This is a genomic window from Streptomyces sp. NPDC050145, assembly GCF_044460245.1.
Lineage (GTDB): Bacteria > Actinomycetota > Actinomycetes > Streptomycetales > Streptomycetaceae > Streptomyces.
In genome coordinates, this window is the sequence record NZ_JBITJS010000003.1 from 472,700 (window position 1) to 489,246 (window position 16,547).

The 16,547-nt window shown below is 69.0% G+C and carries 13 protein-coding genes and 1 pseudogene; 6 read left to right on the top strand and 8 right to left on the bottom strand.

The window, feature by feature from the left end; translation table 11 throughout:
- Nucleotides 1-224 precede the first annotated feature (224 nt).
- Nucleotides 225-1,475: an ROK family protein gene (locus tag ACIBTU_RS08850; protein WP_399125267.1), complete on the bottom strand. Its 1,251-nt coding sequence runs from the start codon at nucleotides 1,473-1,475 to the stop codon at nucleotides 225-227.
- Nucleotides 1,476-1,786: 311 nt separating this feature from the next.
- Here ACIBTU_RS08850 and ACIBTU_RS08855 point away from each other — a divergent pair, with 311 nt between their 5' ends.
- From ACIBTU_RS08855 to ACIBTU_RS08880, 6 genes are all read left to right on the top strand, one after another.
- The gene (locus ACIBTU_RS08855) at nucleotides 1,787-3,604 is read left to right on the top strand and encodes a peptide ABC transporter substrate-binding protein (RefSeq protein ID WP_399125268.1); all 1,818 of its coding nucleotides are present in this window, start codon (nucleotides 1,787-1,789) and stop codon (nucleotides 3,602-3,604) included.
- A gap of 181 nt (nucleotides 3,605-3,785) precedes the next feature.
- Nucleotides 3,786-4,745 (top strand): ABC transporter permease, encoded by a 960-nt coding sequence (locus ACIBTU_RS08860; protein ID WP_399125269.1) that lies wholly within the window; start codon nucleotides 3,786-3,788, stop codon nucleotides 4,743-4,745.
- Nucleotides 4,742-5,641 carry an ABC transporter permease gene (locus tag ACIBTU_RS08865; RefSeq protein WP_399125270.1) on the top strand — a complete coding sequence of 300 codons (900 nt, stop codon included), beginning with the start codon at nucleotides 4,742-4,744 and terminating at the stop codon, nucleotides 5,639-5,641. Before ACIBTU_RS08860 ends, ACIBTU_RS08865 begins: the two co-directional genes overlap by 4 nt.
- Entirely contained in the window at nucleotides 5,638-7,416 is a 1,779-nt protein-coding gene (locus ACIBTU_RS08870; RefSeq protein ID WP_399125272.1) for a dipeptide ABC transporter ATP-binding protein, read from the top strand. The genes ACIBTU_RS08865 and ACIBTU_RS08870 overlap by 4 nt, the downstream gene beginning before the upstream one ends.
- A gap of 62 nt (nucleotides 7,417-7,478) precedes the next feature.
- The gene (locus tag ACIBTU_RS08875) at nucleotides 7,479-8,399 is read left to right on the top strand and encodes an ROK family protein (RefSeq protein WP_399125383.1); all 921 of its coding nucleotides are present in this window, start codon (nucleotides 7,479-7,481) and stop codon (nucleotides 8,397-8,399) included.
- 250 nt (nucleotides 8,400-8,649) lie between these two features.
- Entirely contained in the window at nucleotides 8,650-9,660 is a 1,011-nt protein-coding gene (locus ACIBTU_RS08880; protein ID WP_399125273.1) for an aldo/keto reductase, read from the top strand.
- A 69-nt stretch (nucleotides 9,661-9,729) separates the two neighbouring features.
- Here the strand turns inward: ACIBTU_RS08880 and ACIBTU_RS08885 are convergent, their stop codons facing one another.
- The 7 genes and pseudogenes from ACIBTU_RS08885 to ACIBTU_RS08915 all read right to left on the bottom strand — a co-directional run.
- Nucleotides 9,730-10,110, bottom strand: coding sequence for a VOC family protein (locus tag ACIBTU_RS08885; protein WP_399125274.1), 381 nt, complete (start codon nucleotides 10,108-10,110; stop codon nucleotides 9,730-9,732).
- A gap of 61 nt (nucleotides 10,111-10,171) precedes the next feature.
- Complete coding sequence (locus ACIBTU_RS08890) at nucleotides 10,172-11,305, bottom strand: phage holin family protein (protein WP_399125275.1); 1,134 nt, start codon at nucleotides 11,303-11,305, stop codon at nucleotides 10,172-10,174.
- Nucleotides 11,306-12,386: 1,081 nt separating this feature from the next.
- Nucleotides 12,387-12,908: an NUDIX hydrolase gene (locus ACIBTU_RS08895; protein WP_399125276.1), complete on the bottom strand. Its 522-nt coding sequence runs from the start codon at nucleotides 12,906-12,908 to the stop codon at nucleotides 12,387-12,389.
- A 180-nt stretch (nucleotides 12,909-13,088) separates the two neighbouring features.
- Entirely contained in the window at nucleotides 13,089-14,423 is a 1,335-nt protein-coding gene (locus ACIBTU_RS08900) for a S1 family peptidase (protein WP_399125277.1), read from the bottom strand.
- Between the two features lie 194 nt (nucleotides 14,424-14,617).
- On the bottom strand, nucleotides 14,618-14,860 hold the full coding sequence (locus tag ACIBTU_RS08905) for a hypothetical protein (RefSeq protein ID WP_399125278.1): 243 nt from the start codon (nucleotides 14,858-14,860) through the stop codon (nucleotides 14,618-14,620).
- Nucleotides 14,861-15,013: 153 nt separating this feature from the next.
- Nucleotides 15,014-15,613 carry an RNA polymerase sigma factor gene (locus tag ACIBTU_RS08910; RefSeq protein WP_399125280.1) on the bottom strand — a complete coding sequence of 200 codons (600 nt, stop codon included), beginning with the start codon at nucleotides 15,611-15,613 and terminating at the stop codon, nucleotides 15,014-15,016.
- Between the two features lie 728 nt (nucleotides 15,614-16,341).
- Nucleotides 16,342-16,543, bottom strand: a pseudogene (locus tag ACIBTU_RS08915) (SDR family oxidoreductase); the annotation flags it as partial.
- Between the last annotated feature and the right edge of the window lie 4 nt (nucleotides 16,544-16,547).

Here is a 16,547-nt window from a genome sequence, read left to right on the forward strand (position 1 = left end):
CTCGTTCCGCGGCCCGCCGCGAGGGGCGTGCCGCGGACTTCGATATCCGGGCGGGTGCGGGGACTTCGGGAGTGGGCCCTGGACAGGACCCTGGGTTCAGGGCTCGGGGAGGGGCGCAGAGCGGGGATCGCCCGGGAGTCGGGGTACGGGCCGTGGCTCCCGGGCGGGTGTGTCGCCGTGTGCTCGGAGTAATTTCCGTGGCTGTCAGGCTTTTTGCAGCGGCGTCAGATCCCCCTGCGGCCGGCGGCTGTGTGCTGCCGGTCGGCGCCGGGGGCGGCGCGGACGATGTCGCCGAGGGCGCGGGTCAGGGCGCGCTGCAGGGCGAAGAGCCCGGCGCCGACCAGGCCGGCGTCGGCGCCGAGACTGGCCCGCTCGATGGTGAGGTGTTCGGTCACCAGCGGGTGGCAGCTCTCGTAGAGCTTGCTGCGCACCGCGGCGACGAACGGTTCGAGGGTGGAGAGGATGCCGCCGAGGTAGACGGCGTCCGGGTTGAAGAAGTTGACGTTGGCGGCGAGTACCTGGCCGAGGTGGTCGCCTGCCCTGCGGACGGCGCGGGTGGCTTCCGGGTCGGCGTCGGTGGCGAGCCGTACCACGTCCTCGGGGCTGGAGACGTCGAGGCCGCGTTCGCGCAGGATGCGGACGAGCGCGGCGCCGGACGCCACCGTCTCCAGGCAGCCAGTGTTGCCGCAGGAGCAGGGGATGTCGGCGCCGCCGTCGATGCGGATGTGGGTGATGTCGCCGGCGGCTCCGGTGGCGCCCCGGTAGAGGCGGCCGTCGGCGATGACACCGGCACCGATCGCCGAGCCGATCTTCACCATGATGGACTGCCGGTGGTCGGCGGGCCTGACGCTCTGCTCGCCGACGGTCATGCAGTTGGCGTCGTTGTCGACGGCGGCCGGGACCCCGAAGCGCTCCTCCAGCCAGGCGGCGACCGGGAAGCGGTTCCAGCCGGGCATCCGGGACGGCAGCACGACGGCACCGGAGGCGACGTCCACCGGCCCGGGCAGTGAGAGCCCGACACCCCGCAGCCGGTCGCGTCCGTGCTGCTCGGCGAGGGACTCCAGGTGCTCGGCGAGCCTCGGCAAGGCGGCCTCGGGACCGTCGGCGACCTCGAACGGGACGTTGGCGACGTCACGGACGCCGCCGCCCGGGAGCACCACACCGATCCGGGCATGGCGGCCCCCGACGTCGGCGGCGACGGCGTACTCGTCGTTGCTGCCCGCCCTCAGGACCCTGCGGGGGCGGCCGCCGGTGGAGGACTGGGTGCCCTCCTCGGCAATGAGCCCGCGCTCGACCAGTTGAGCCACGGTGAGGGAGATGGTGGAGGCGGCCGTGCCGAGGAGCTCCGCGAGTTCGGCACGGGACGATGCCTGGCCCGAGGCGACGAGTTCGAGGACCCGCGTGGCAAGGGTGGTTGTGCTCTTGGGGGACACGCCCTTGGTGGTCTTGCGGTCCCGTGCACTTATTTCTGTCATGTACGAAGTAACTTCCGCAACGGTGGGTGTGATGGAGACAGTACGCCCGTCCAAGTGGGCGGGGAATAGGGCCAAGAAGAAAGTGGAGAACGTCCGTGCAAGTGAAATCGCCTCAAATCGGCGCGTAGACACCGCCCGAGGCACCTGGAGCGGAGGAGGGGAAGTTTTGTCGAAATTGCAGAAACTTACTTGTTATTAATTTTTGTTTGTTTGTTCGGGGCTTCCGTCATTGACTGTCGGCCGTACACAGCGCCGACCCCGCGGCGTCGACCCGGTCTCCCGGGACGGGTCCTTTCACACTGAGGAGAGCCATGTTCCTTGCTCACACGGCGGCCGGCCGCCGCCGGGCCCTCGTCGCGGGTGCCGCCGTCACCACCGCCGCGCTGCTCACCGGCTGTTCCGGCGGCGGTACCTCGTCGGCCTCCGGTTCGGCAACGTCGGACACCATCAACTACGCCCTCCCGGCGAACTTCACGCCGAACTGGATCCTCCCGGTCGGCACGGCCTCGCATCTGAACACCAACAACTCCTCCATATCCCAGGCCGTCTGGGAGCCGCTGATCGCGTACGACGGCTCCACCGGCAAGGTCGACTGGAACAAGGACAACTCGCTGGCCCGCGACGCGAAGTTCGCCGCCGACAGCAAGAGCGTGACGATCACCCTCGGCGATCGTCACTGGAGCGACGGCAAGCAGATCACCTCACGCGACGTGGAGTTCTGGTTCAACCTGGTCAAGGCCAACAAGGCGGACTGGGCAAGCTTCAGCCCGGGCAAGGCACCGGACAACTGGACCTCCTTCAAGACGGTCGACGACACGCACTTCACGATCACCTTCGACAAGGCGTACAACCAGGAGTGGATGCTCGCCAACGAGCTGAGCATGATCCGCACGATGCCGCAGCACGTCTGGGACAAGACCAGCGAGTCCGGCGCCGTCTCCGACCTGGACCGCACCGCCGCCGGCGCCAAGAAGGTCTGGACGTACCTCAACAACGCCGCCAAGAAGATCTCCGGCTACGCGACCGACCCGCTGTGGAAGACGGTCAGCGGCCCCTACACCATCAAGTCGTTCTCCACCGCGGGCAAGGTCGAGCTGACCGCCAACGCGAAGTACGACGGCGGCGGCAAGGCCAACATCAAGAACGTCAATCTGCTGCCGTTCACCACGACCGACGCCGAGGAGAACGCCCTCCGCGCCGGCACCGTCGACTACGGCTACATCAACGCCACCGACCTGAGCCAGGAGTCCTCTTTCAAGGCAAAGGGCTACTCGGTGAAGCCGTGGACCGGCTGGGCGATCACCTACATGCCGTACAACTTCAACAACCCCACCATGGGCCCGGTGTTCAAGCAGCTGTACGCCCGCCAGGCGATCCAGATGTCGGTGGACCAGGCCACCCTCTCCAAGGTGGTCTTCAACGGCACCGCCGTCTCCACCTACGGCCCGATCCCGCAGGGCCAGGACTCGCCCTTCGTCTCCCCGGAGCAGAAGAGCAACCCGTACCCCTTCGACACGGCCAAGGCGAAGAAGCTGCTCACCGACCACGGTTGGACCGAGCAGGGCGGCACCATGGTGTGCCACAGCCCCGGCACCGGCGACAACCAGTGCGGTGCGGGCGTCGACAAGGGCACCAAGTTCGAGATGCAGGTGCTGTCCCAGTCCGGCTCGACCGTGACCGACAACATGATGAGCGCGCTGCAGTCGTCGTTCGCGAAGACCGGCATCAAGTTCGGCATCAAGACCGCCCCGGTCAACTCCGTCCTGTCGCAGTCCGGCCAGTGCACCGCCGACGAGCCGAGCTGCAAGTGGCAGCTGTCCTTCTTCGGCACCGCGGGCAGCTGGTACTTCCCCGCCTACCCGAGCGGTGACTCGCTCTTCGCCACCGGCGGCGGCTCCAACTTCGGCAGCTACTCCAACGCCGAGGTCGACAAGCTGATCACCGAAACCACCACGTCCTCCTCGAGCGAAGCGGTGCAGAAGTACAGCGCCGCGCTCGCCAAGGACCTCCCCGTGATCTGGCTGCCGGAGCCCGACTACCAGATCTCCGTGGTCAGGAACGGCCTCGACGGCTTCGCCCAGGACTCCCTCGCCAACTTCCACCCCGCCATGTGGAAGTGGACCAAGTAAGCCCGGTCGGTGCCCGCGCGGGCCTGCGGAGTCGTCCGGCCACCAGGACGGCCGCCCCGGGGCCCGCGCGCACCCCTCGCGCACCCGCGCCACACCGGCCACGCCGACCACCACGTCGCCGTGACGTCCATGTCCGGGTGACGCCCGCGCGCACCACAGAGACGAAGCGACCGGAAAACACATGACCACTTCCTCGTACCTGATACGACGCGTCCTCCAGGCCGTCGCGGTGATCGTCATCGTGACGATCGTCGTCTTCGGCCTGCTGCACGCCCTGCCCGGAGGCCCCGCGCGCGGGATCCTCGGGCCGCAGGCCACCGCACAGCAGATCGCCCACTTCAACCACGAACAGGGCCTCGACAAGCCCCTGCCCGTGCAGTACTTCTACTACCTCGGCCAGCTGCTGCACGGGGACCTCGGGACCTCGTACACCCTCAACGCGCCGGTCTCCCAGCTCATCACCGAGCGGCTGCCGAAGACCTTGGTCCTCACCATGCTGTCGGCTCTCGTCGGCCTCGCCCTCGCCATCCCGATGGGCATGCGGCAGGCCGTGCGCCGCAACAAGCCGGTGGACTACGTCATCACCACGCTGAGCTTCATCGCCTACTCCACGCCCGTGTACTTCCTCGGGCTGATCCTGGTGCTGGTCTTCAGCCAGGGGCTGAGGTGGTTCCCGTCGCAGGCTCCGCAGGGCGAGACGCTGGGCCAGGTGTTCTCCGAACCACAGGCCCTGGTGCTGCCGGTGGTCGCGGGCGCGGCCTCCATGGTCGCGGTGTTCAGCCGCTACATGCGGGCGGCCACCCTGGAGAACCTCTCCGAGGACTATGTCCGCACGGCCAGGGCGGGCGGCTCCAGCGCCCGCGGCATCCTGTGGCGGCACGTGTTCCGCAACTCGCTGACGCCCGTGGTCGCCATGCTCGGCTACTACGTGCCGGTGCTCTTCGGCGGTGCCCTGGTCGTCGAGCAGCTCTTCAACTACCCCGGCATGGGGCTGCTGTTCTGGACCGCGGCGCAGTCCTCCGACTATCCGGTCCTGCTGGGCTGCGTCCTGGTGATCGCCGTCGCCACCGTCGTCGGCACCCTGCTCGCCGACACCGTCCAGCGGATCATCGACCCCCGAGTGAAGGCAGGCCAGGCATGAGCGCCGCCATCCAGCCGGACATGGTCCCGGCGAAGGCCGCCACGCCGCGTGAGGCCTCCGGCGCACGGCTCACCGTCCGCCGCTTCAAGCGCAACAAGCTGGCGGTCGTCGGACTCGCCATCGTGGTCTTCTTCTTCCTGTTCTGCTTCGCCGGTCCGCTGGTCTACTCCACCGACCAGACCCACACCATGCTCCAGCAGGTCAACCTCGCCCCCAGCGGCGCGCACTGGCTCGGCACCGACGCCGTCGGCCACGACGAGCTCGGCCGGCTGATGTACGGCGGCAAGGTCTCCCTGATCGTCGGCCTCGCCGCGGGCGTCCTCGCCACTGTCATCGGCACTCTGTGGGGTGCCGCCGCCGGTTACGCGGGCGGCTGGATCGACAGCGTGATGATGCGGATCGTCGACGCCGGCATCGCGATCCCCGCGCTGTTCATCCTGCTGGTGGTCTCCGCCATCACCACGCCGGGGCTGACCGGTCTCGTCGTCATCCTGGGCCTGGTGTCCTGGCTGGTGCCGTCCCGACTGGTCCGCGCCGAGACGCTGACCCTGAAGAACCGGGACTACGTCCTGACCCTGCGCGCCATCGGCGGCACGCACGCCCGGGCGATCCTGCGTCACATCCTGCCGAACTCGGTCTCCACCGTCATTGTCGCCGCGACCTTCCAGATCGCCGACGCCATCCTGCTGGTCGCCTACGTCTCCTATCTGGGCATGGGAGTTCGGCCGCCGCAGACCGACTGGGGCGGCATGCTCTCCGCCGGTCTTACCGCCGCCTACTCCGGCTACTGGTGGCTCATCCTGCCGCCCGGCCTGGCCATCATCCTGGTGGTGTGGGCGTTCAACGCGATCGGGGACGGACTCCGCGACGCATTCGATGTGAGGGGACGCGGATGACCGCCACCACCAACGGCTCCGCGGCCCGCACCGCGGCATCCGGGCCGATCCTCGAACTCGACGACCTCGGCGTCGTCTTCACCACCGAGACCGGCGACGTACCGGCGGTGAAGAACGTGTCCCTTCAGGTCGGGCCGGGCGAGACGCTGGCCCTGGTCGGCGAGTCCGGCTCCGGCAAGTCGACCATCGCGCTCGCCGCGATGGGCCTGCTCGCCGGGAACGCCCGCGCCACCGGCAGCGCCGTCATCGCCGGCACCCAGATCGTCGGCGCCTCGGAGAAGGGCCTCGCGGAGCTGCGCGGCAAGACCGTCTCCATGGTGTTCCAGGAGCCGGCCACCGCGCTCGACCCGCTCACCCGGATCGGCAAGCAGATCACCGAGGTGATCCGCAACCACCGCGAGGTGTCCGCCAAGGACGCCGCCGCCGAGGCCGTCGAACTGCTGCGCCGGGTCGGCATCCCCGAACCGGAGAAGCGTGCCCGCGCCTACCCGTTCCAGCTCTCCGGCGGACAGCGCCAGCGGGTCGTGATCGCCATGGCCATCGCCAACAGGCCGGGCCTGCTCATAGCCGACGAGCCGACCACCGCCCTGGACGTGACGGTGCAGGCCGAGATCCTCGACCTGCTGCGCCGGCTCGCCGTCGAGACCCGCACCGGCGTGCTGCTCGTCACCCACAACATGGGCGTCGTCGCCGACTTCGCGGACCGGGTCGCCGTCATGTACCAGGGCGAGATCGTGGAGACCGGATCGGTCGAGGACGTCCTGCTGCGCCCCACCCACGACTACACCCGTCGCCTGCTGGCCGCCGTGCCCCGGCTGTCCGTCGCCGAGACCACGGACGACACCGGCAGGAGTGCCGCGTCCGTGCCGGCCCGGACGCACGGTTCCGCGGCCGACCCTTCGGCCTCGCCTGCCCGGCCAGGGCCCTCCGAAGACGAAGCGCTGGTCGAGCTGCGAGACATCAGAGTGGAGTTCGGCCGCGGCAAGTCCGCCGTACGCGCCCTCGACGGAGTCTCGTTCCGGGTCGGTCCGGGGGAGACCCTGGGCCTCGTCGGCGAGTCCGGCTCCGGCAAGTCCACCGCCGCCCGGGTCGCGCTCGGCCTGATCCCGCCCACCTCCGGCACCGTCTCCCTGTTCGGCACCGACCTCGGCCGCACCCGTGCCCGGGCCCGCCGCGCCCTGCGGGCCGGAATCGGAGTCGTCCTCCAGGACCCGGTGGCTTCCCTGGACGCCCGGATGACCGTCGGCGAGTGCATCGCCGAACCCCTCCGGGTGCACCGGCGCGACCTGTCCGCCAAGGACCGGCAGACCAAGGTCGCCGCCGTCCTCGACCGGGTCCGGCTGTCCCGCGAACTCGCCCGGCGCGCGCCCCGCGAACTCTCCGGCGGACAACGCCAGCGGGTCAGCCTCGCCCGAGCCCTGATCCTGGAACCCCGGCTGCTGGTCGCCGACGAACCCACCAGCGCGCTCGACGTGAGCGTGCAGGAAGCGGTCCTGGAGGTCATCTCCGAACTCCAGGGCGAACTCGGCTTCGCCTGCCTGTTCGTCTCCCACGACCTCGCCGTCGTTCAGCACTTCGCGCAGCGCGTCGTCGTGATGCGTGCCGGACGTGTCGAGGAGCAGGGCTCCACCGGGACGACCCTGCTGCGTCCGGACACCGACTACACACGCCGTCTGCTGGCCGCCGTGCCGGTGCCCGACCCGGTGGTGCAGCGGAGCCGCAGAGGCGAACGCCTGGCCACCCTCGCCGCCGGCCGTACGGAGGCCCAGGCGTGACCGGACCTCTTCCCTTTCCCTACACCTCGCAGGACACAGCCATTTCCACCACCCTCCGGCCGTTGTTCGCCGGCATCGACATCGGCGGCACCACCACCCAGGTGGTGCTCTGCTCGGACGATCTGACCGTCCTCGACCGCGCGGAGGCCGTCACCCCGGCGCTCGAGGGCGGCCGGGCCATGGTCGGCGCCGCGCTCGACGCGCTCGCCCCGCTGCTGGCCCGCACCCCGGGCCGCCTGGTGGGCGCCGGAATCGGCGCCGCCGGCGTTGTGGACCCCGCGAACGGCCGCATCCTCGTCGCCAGCGACTCCTTCCGCGGCTGGGCCGGCTTCGCCGTCACCGACGCCGTCGAGGAGACCCTCGGCGTCCCGGCCTTCCTGGACAACGACGTCAACGCCTTCCTCTACGGAGAGGTCTACGGCGGAGCGGTGCGCGGCGAGTCCGACGTCCTCGGCATGACCCTGGGAACCGGCGTCGGCGGCGCTCTGTGGACCAACGGCGCCCTGTACGCGGGTCCGCACGGCGCGGCCGGCGAGATCGGGCACATCCCCGGCTTCGGCGACCTGCGCTGCTCATGCGGCGGCCGGGGCCACCTGGAGACCTTGGCCTCCGGCCGCTCCATCGGCTCTCGCTACGCCGACCGCACCGGCCGCCACCTTACCGCCCGCGAAGTCGCCGAGGCCGCTGCCCACGGCGACGAGGACGCTCTCGCGGTCTACCACGCCGCGGGAGCGGGCATCGCCCGCGCGATCGTCATCACGGCGGGCGTCCTCGACATCACCACGGTGGTAGTCGGCGGCGGCGTCAGCCGCGCCTGGCCCCTGCTGGAGCCCATCATCCTGTCCGCCCTCGCCGTCGACCCCCCGGTAAGCGGCCACCCCGTCCGCCTGGTCCAAGCCGCCCTGGCCGCCGACGCGGTCCCGGTCGGTGCCGCCGCCCGCGCCCGACGCCAACTGGGCACGGGGGTGAAAGCGACGACGTAGGGACAGGGCCACACCGGCCTCCGAAGTCCGCGGGCCTCGCTCGTCGCTCAGTCCGCCGGAGGGCTGGGCGAAGGTGGGTGTAAGTGTCGCCGCATCGCGGATGGGCCAGGGCCGCCCGAGCCTGTCGCGCTGCGGGAGGGCGCCGTCGGCATGTCCCAGGGGGCAAGGCCGCCCCTGGCCGCTGATGTGGAGCATGCCCCACGCCTCCGAATTTGCGTTGGAGCGCACTTCAATTCCTAGGTTCGGAGGCATGCGATACATCAAACTCGGAACGACCGGGCTGGAAGTCTCCGCCATCACCCTCGGCTGCATGAGCTTCGGCGAGCCGGACCGGGGTGGCGAGCCCTGGTCGCTGGGCGCGGACGCCGGCCGGGACATCATCAAGCAGGCCCTTGAGAGCGGCATCAACTTCCTCGACACGGCCAATGGGTACAGCGCCGGTAGCAGCGAGGAGATCGTCGGCCAGGCGGTCAAGGACTTCACCCGGCGCGAAGAGGTCGTTCTCTCCACCAAGGTGTGGATGCGGATGCGCCCCGGCCCGAACGGTGCCGGGCTGTCCCGCAAGGCGATCTTCGCCGAGCTCGACGCCTCTCTGAAGCGACTGGGGACCGACTACATCGACCTGTACCAGATCCACCGCTGGGACTACGACACTCCGATCGAGGAAACCCTCGAGGCGCTGCACGACGCGGTCAAGTCCGGGAAGGTCCGCTACATCGGTGCCTCTTCCATGTACGCCTGGCAGTTCGCCAAGGCGCTGTACCTGGCCGACCTGAACGGCTGGACCCGGTTCGTGTCGATGCAGGACCACTACAACCTCATCCATCGGGAAGCGGAGCGGGAGATGCTCCCGCTCTGCGCCGACCAGGGCGTCGGCGTGCTCCCGTGGAGCCCGCTGGCACGGGGCAGGCTGACGCGGGTCGCGGGCGCCGCCACGGCGCGCGCCGAGACCGACGAGGGCGGCAAGATCCTCTACCGCGACGGGGACCGGGCAGTGGCCGAGCGTGTCCACGAGATCGCGGCGAAGCGGGGTCTGTCGCCGGCCCAGGTCGCCCTGGCCTGGGTCATGCGCAACCCGGTGGTGACGTCGCCCATCGTCGGGGTCACCAAGCCGGCCCAGCTGGCCGACGCGGTCGCCGCGGTGGACGTCGAACTCGACGAAGACGAGGCCGCCTACTTGGAGGAGCCGTACCAGCCGCACGCCACCGCCTACCTGGAGGAATCCTTCTACAAGCAGCGGCCTGTGGCGGGCTCCCGATAGGCCGGCTACCGCCGGGCCTTCCACGACGCCACAGGAGCCGGCGGCGAGAACAGCAGCGGCGGAACCACGTCACGGCTCGACAACCGCGATGTCGGACGGCGGATTGAAGACGCAGAACTCGTTGCCCTCGGGATCGGCAACAACAATCCAGCGAAAGCCGTGTTCGCTGAGTTCTTCAGAGAGCCTCGCGGCCCCGAGCTCTTCAAGGCGGTTGACTTCGGACGCGAGGTCTGACGTGTCAAAGTCGAGGTCGAGGTGCATGCGGTTCTTGCCCTGCTTTGGTTCGGGCACATGCTGAAGCAGCAGTGTGGGCGCAGGCGAGGGACCGACCAGACTGAGGTAGGGATGCCCGTGAAATCCGCGCCGGTAGCCGAGCGGGGTGAGCGCAGCGAGCCAGAAGGCAGCTTGAGCCTCGGTGTCGGCACAGTCCAGAGTCACGACGATCTGCATGGCGGAACGGTAGAAGGCTCGACCCGCCATTGACGATCCAATTTCCGCTGGGATCGGCGGGTCACTCGGGCTGGTGCTCCGTCCCTTCGTAGTCCGGGCTCGAGAAGTCCGGGCTTGAGAAGCTGGGGCGCTGCCCGGTGGGATTGTCCGGGCTATCAGGGCTGCTGAACCCGGGTCTGTGGTAACCGAGTTGGGGCATACGGCCCGCGGAATCTTCCTGGCCGTTCCGTCGCGGACCGATGTAGGCGGGAGGATCCTCGAGCGCCTCCGTAAAGAACGGCATGATGCCGCGCTCCCGCAGCGCTGTCACCCATGCTTCTCTGGCCTCTTCCACCGCCTCGTCGGCATTGCCGTGTGCGCTTGCCTGCAACGACGTCGGGTCATTACGCAGAGCCGTCACGACCAGCCCGGCCACCGCGACGAGAATGCCCGCACCTGTCAGCGCCGTGAATACCCAACCAGCCACCACCAGGTGCTCAGCGATGGCCGGCGCGGGGTTGAGCAGCATCATCAGGAGTCCGACGAGGAAGAAGATCACGGCTACGCATCCGGTGAGCAGTGGGGCGAGCACGAGCATGACGGCGAGCAGTCCAGCCCCCTTCTCCTCCGGATTCCCCTCAGACCTGGCTTCCCGATGGGTTCGCCGGGTGCGGAGGACCGGCGGTCGTGCGGTCGTGTGCCGTGGCTGTGCTCCCGCCGTTGTCGGCGCCTCGGGGCGAACGCGCAGGCCGATCACCGCTGCCAGCAGACGACGGCCATAGGACATCCCGGCCCACCGTTGCGGAGCCACTCCGTCGCCGGCTCGCGGGCCTCCGGATTGTCGGGTGCCGAGAATGGTTTGGGTGAGACGACGTCCCAGGCCGGCTCGCGGGCGGCGGTCAGCTGCTGCCGGGCGGACGGACGAGGCAGGGGCGGAAGCCAGGTTCGACGGGGCATACGCAGTGTCTGATGACTCGTCCTGGAACACCCTGTCGCGGTTCTGTTCGCGCACCCGTACGTAATGGTCGTACTCGAGCGCTGCGGCTGCCGTGATGAGGGCGGTCGCGTTCAGTGCCATGGTGCGCAGCTGCCCGGGATTGAGTCGCTGGCCCAGGCTGGCCAGTTCGGGGCGGTCAGAGGCGTTGAGCAGAACCTCGTCAAGGATTCTCTCGTAGGTCTGGCGATCTTCAGCGAGCAGATGCGGAGCGCTCTTCACAGCCCCTCCTCCCCGATCGCGGGGCCCTGGTGCCATCGTGGCCTGCCCGGGCTGTCGAGGCCAGGCGTTGTTCCGTCGGCCGGGGTTGCAGGGTGGGAACCGTCGTCCTCAGGGCGCGTGAGGTCCGAGAGCTGCGGTTGATTTACGGGAAGCTCCGCGGGCGTCGGCTCGGACGTCTGGGCACTGGCGCCCGCGGTGGCCGGCGGCCTTGGCGCAGGCAAGTGCCGTGGAATGGGCCGGGCTGGGCCGGCCGTGGTCGCGTCTGGTTCGGCGGGCGGTTGTGTCAGAGGGGGAGGCCCGCTCCTCGGTGCGGTGACGGGGCGAGTGTTGGCAGTCTCCGGCTCGCCGGTCCCCGGCGTCGTGCCCAAGGCACTGGAGGGTGAAGCCGCACCGGCCTCCGCTGCCACCGCCTCGGCATCAGCTGGTTGCCGGTTGCCGGTCACCGCCTCGTTCACCGTCTGGATGCGGCTGAGCTGAGTGAGCAGCATGGGCGCCGACATTCCCACCACGACGGCTGCGTACTGGCCGTTGATCTGTCCTGTCTCGCCCAGTAGAGCAGCGGTACCTGCGCCCATGAGGCAATGCACGAGGGCCGCTGCGATGTCGACGGAGGGGTCGAAGTAGGCGAGGAAGCGTGGGCGGTTGTCCTGAGTTGGCTGCGTCGCCCCTGCCGCGACCGACTGTCGATGGGTGAGGCGATCGACTCGCCAGGACGTGAACCGGGCGTAGAAGTCCACGGCGCCGCGAAGCAGACCGCCCGCAGCCCCCAGCAGGGCTAACGTCGTGACGTCCACGTTCTCCCCCGGCTGGCGGCGCCGACGTCCGGCGGCGGGCATACGAGCATTGAATGAGCGTATAGCCGTGGGCGAGTGGGATGGAAGGCCAACTGGGCTTGTGGGCACGTGTCGTTGACGTCAGTATGCCGACGGCGCTCGCGGAGTCCGGGCCCGCAGTCGTAGAACACACCGTACGGACGGGCCTGTACGTCATTCCAGGATCAGGCGCGTTCCGACCCCGCGAACCACCGTCATCGGATCCTGCAGTTGATGCCCACCATGAACCGAGGCGGGCCAAACGCCGATCACTCGACTGCCGGATTCCTCGCACCGTTTCCGAATCCGGACTCCAGGTATTGGCGCAGGGCTTCCGTCCCTCCCGGAACGAAGCGCCATTCATCGACGACTTCGCGCAGCTCGGCCACTTGCGTCCAGTCCTGCCAGCCGATCTCACCCGACTCCGGTACCAGTTCCTCCGGCACGACGGCCTCATGCACCCCGATCCAGATGGGGCCAATCCCTTTCCGGCAAAGGAACTTGAACAGGAAGTGCACCGGCACACGGACGCCCAGCTCCTCGGACAGTTCCCGGGCCGCTGCTTCCTCATACGTCTCGCCCACGTTCACGGCGCCGCCGACCATCACGTCGTAGTAGCCCGGGAACCGGGGGTGAGTCTCGGACCGCCGCAGCACCAGGATCCGCCCTGTTCGATCACGGCAGATCGTCGTTGCGATGCGATGAGGCCAGCATTGGCGCTCCGCCTCGCCTCGCTCGACGACACCCAGCACACGGTCGTACTCATCGACATGCTCAACCAGTTCGCTCACAAAGACACGATCGCACCACTCGAGGAATGAGCTGTGGCATCGGCCCGAAGCAGCCGGGCCGGACGGCTGGGGAACGACGTGAACTTCCGGTTGGTAGAGGGACCGACGGCGGGGTATCAGAGGGCATGGCCCCTGCAACCTGGTGGTGGCACGGGACCATCACCGACGTCCCGTCTCTGGTCAGAGCGTGGCGATGTCGCCCGGCAGCGCGTTCACCGCGTCCGTGATCTCGGTGAAGTAGACGTAGCAGTCGTCGGACCCGCCGAGCGTGCCGCCGCTGTAGACGCCCTTGGCCCAGACCTGGCCGGCCCCGTCGACCGTGTAGACGGCGCCGCCGGAGTCCCCGTGGTCGGTGCAGATCCCGGTCCTCCGGTATCCCTCCGTCACATTGCGGATGATTTCACCGGAGTCGTACCTGAGGGACATGCTCGCGTTCTGCACGGTCCAGTTGCACTGCTCGCCGGTCCTCGCGCCGCTGGTGCAGAACTCGTCGCCGTAGTACGACTTGCGGTTCCAGCGCGCCGTCACGTTGCGCCAGTCGCTGGAGCTCACTCCGTAGACATAGACGCGGGCGACGCTCGCCGCCTGGCCCGCCGGAACCTGGATCAGCGACAGGTCACCGCGGTCGTAGGGGTCGTTCGGGTAGCGCACCGTACCGACGCCGTCGTTCCAGTTGTTGCTGATCGAGTAGCCCATGAACTGATTGCCACTGGACCACGCGCCGCCACCGTTCGGCATGCAGTGACCCGCGGTGAGCATGCCGTGATATCCGCCGGGGATGCGCCACGCGAACGCGGTGCTGCAGATGGCGGATGATTCGGACGCGTCGAACGAGGCTCCGCCGAGGAAGGGGCTCGTGTCGTTCTGCCGTCCCCCGTAGGCGGGCTGGAGCGGGCGGGCGCCCGGGGTCAGTTGAATGGCGATCCTGTCGCTGCCGTACCGGCGGGCGAGTTCTGCGCGCAGCTGGGGTGTCACGCTCCGGACCTGGACCACCACCCGGTTGTGGTCGGCCTGGATGCGCGATGCGTAGATGGCGTCCGCACCCGGTATCTGGGCATTCGTCAGGCCGATGGCCTCGTCCTGAATGCCTGCCAGAAGCGCCTTGCTGTTCGCCGCGCGCGGCACGTCCTCGGCCGCGGTGGCGGCGGCGCCGGAGGATGTGACGACGGGCGCGACCACGGCCCCGTTGGCCCGGTCGAGGTACGGGGGCGCAAACTCCGCGGGCTTCGCTTCGGCCCGCTGCTCGGCCGCGTTGAGGGCCTGGACTGCCTTGGCGGAGGGAGCGTCACCGCGAGGTGTGTCCTTGGTGAAGACCTCCACTCCGTCCGGCCCGGCCGGGGACACGATCGATGCCGCGATGTTGTCCGCCTGCGCCGAGGTGGGGCTGAGGCCGATGCCAAGGGTGAGGAGCGTGAGCGAGGCGGCCAACAGCGGTTTTCTGCGCAGCAGTAGAGATCTCCGGTTCGGGACGCGGACGACGGTGGTGGGGTAGGACGCTTCGGCAGCGGTGGCCATGGATGTCCTCTCGGAGGGGTGATCGTTTCTGTGCCCCCCCATGCTCGATTTCCGGCTCACACCGCGGAAGAAGGCACTTGGAAGTGCGTATCCTGCCGCCAGGTGCGGAGGGGGAGATGCGGTCGGTGCCCAGGGGGTTGAGACCGCGCTCGACGGCCTCGGTGATGTGCTGGGGTTCCCGTCGAGGTACGCGGTCAGGATTCCGGATCGGTCCGCGTTGGGCGGTGAGCGTGACCTGTCGCGGTGTTCGCCGGCCAGCGGTCGGTCCTCTTCTGGTCCACTTTGGAGAGGGTGCAGACGCCGTTCACACAGTTGCGTTCGAGACGGCCGCGGGTGATGGTCTGCGCCAGGCCGACCATCCAGCAGGTGGGGCAGCCGCGGAAGGCGATCAGGGCCAGCGGGGCTGCCAGGAGGGTGGCCGGGCCGAAGGCGGGCACGAGGGCGATCGAGGCGGCGATGAGCCCGAAGCCGATGGCGCCGCGTGCCGCGTGCCAGGTGGCGCGGGACGGACGTGCTGGCGAAGTTCGTCTGGGGCGCTGCGGGGCTTTCGGCGGCCGGGGTGTTTGTGCGCTTCGCGGTTCTCACGGTGGTCATGGTCGTGCCTCTCCTCCGGCTGCTTGATCGGCTGCCTGGTCGGCTGCTTGGTCGGCCGGTGTGAGTGAGTGACGCAGTGCTGCGCGGGCTCTGTGCAGCCGTGACTTCATCGCGGCGTTGCTCAGACCGAGTGACCGGGCGACGGTGTTGCCGGGCAGGCCCTGGACGTCCCGCATGATCAGGACCTGCCGCTGGTCACGAGGAAGGGCACTCACCGCGGCCGCGATCCGCTCCGCTTCCATCTGGCGCAGCACCGCTTCCTCGGCGGACTGCTCCGCGCACGCCTCCGATTCGCCTGCTGCCTGGTCACTGCGCGAAACGAGCAACCGCACCTGCCGCAGGCATTCGTGGCGCACGATCCGGAACATCCATGAGGCGAGCGCGCCGGTAGCGCGCAGCGTGCCGAGCTTCCGGTACAGAATGATCAACGCTTCCTGTGCCGCGTCCTCCGCGTCCTGCGGTGAGGCGCACAGCGACAGGGCGAACTTGCGCACGTGAGGCTGCGATTCGATGACGACAGCGGTGAGCGAGGTGACGTCGCCGTCCTGGGCGGCCTTGATCAGCCGATTGTCCGGCCAGGGTGAGCGTCGAGTCATGTGGTCCTACCCCTACTCCTGCTCCTACGCGGAAGGCGCTGTGCGTGAAGATGCTGGTCAGCCACGGCTCTTCTTCCAGCGCCTCATGAGGTGCACGCTGCACGCGGACACCAGCAGCGCGCCGATCACTACGATGCCAACGACCATGGTTTCCTCCTGATTTCCGTCGGCCCACGCGGCCGGTACACGGATAAGAGGCGGGGGAGCCCGGAAAGGATTCACCCCGGTCGTAGGAGATTCTCGAGACGGTTCGGTGTGCCGTCCCGGCAGCTGCCGGCAATGTACGCAGTGGACGTTCTCGGTGGCTCGGTTCGCGGCTCTTGGGCTTCTTGCGCAGAGATGAGCGGCACGGTTGTCGGGTGCAGTCGCGCGGGGATCGGCGGCACCCGAGTCAGGGCCGGCATCGGTGGGACGGTAACCGGGCCAGGATCAGGCGCCGCTGTTCTTGCGGGCCGCCGCGGACGGGGAGGGCCCGCACGCCGGGAGGTTCGACGCCGTGAGGTGATCGAGCCAATCGGTCAGACTGGCGGCGTCGCGAAGGTCGAGCATGACGGCGAACTGCCGTACCGGGTCGTGCGCGGAGACTTCTACCGGACCCAGGGAGTGTCCCAGGGCGCGATCACGATCGCGCCTTGACTGCTGCCGCCGGGCTGGCCCCCACCACTGGACCCCGGTTGGCGCCTCGGCGTCGTAGGGACCCAGCGTGCACACGAGTGGTCACGGTCATGCAGACCACCTTGGGAACCGACGTTGACGATCGAGGAGCCGGGCGGCATCAGCGGAGCAGGGTGCTGGATGCCCAGCAGCCGACCGTTGACGTTGACGTGGTGCACCCGGTCGAAGTCTTCGGCCCGTACATCACCGAGGCGGGCGCGCCAGATGACGCCCGCGTTGTTGACCAGGGCCGTGCACCTGACCGCACGACTCTCGATCG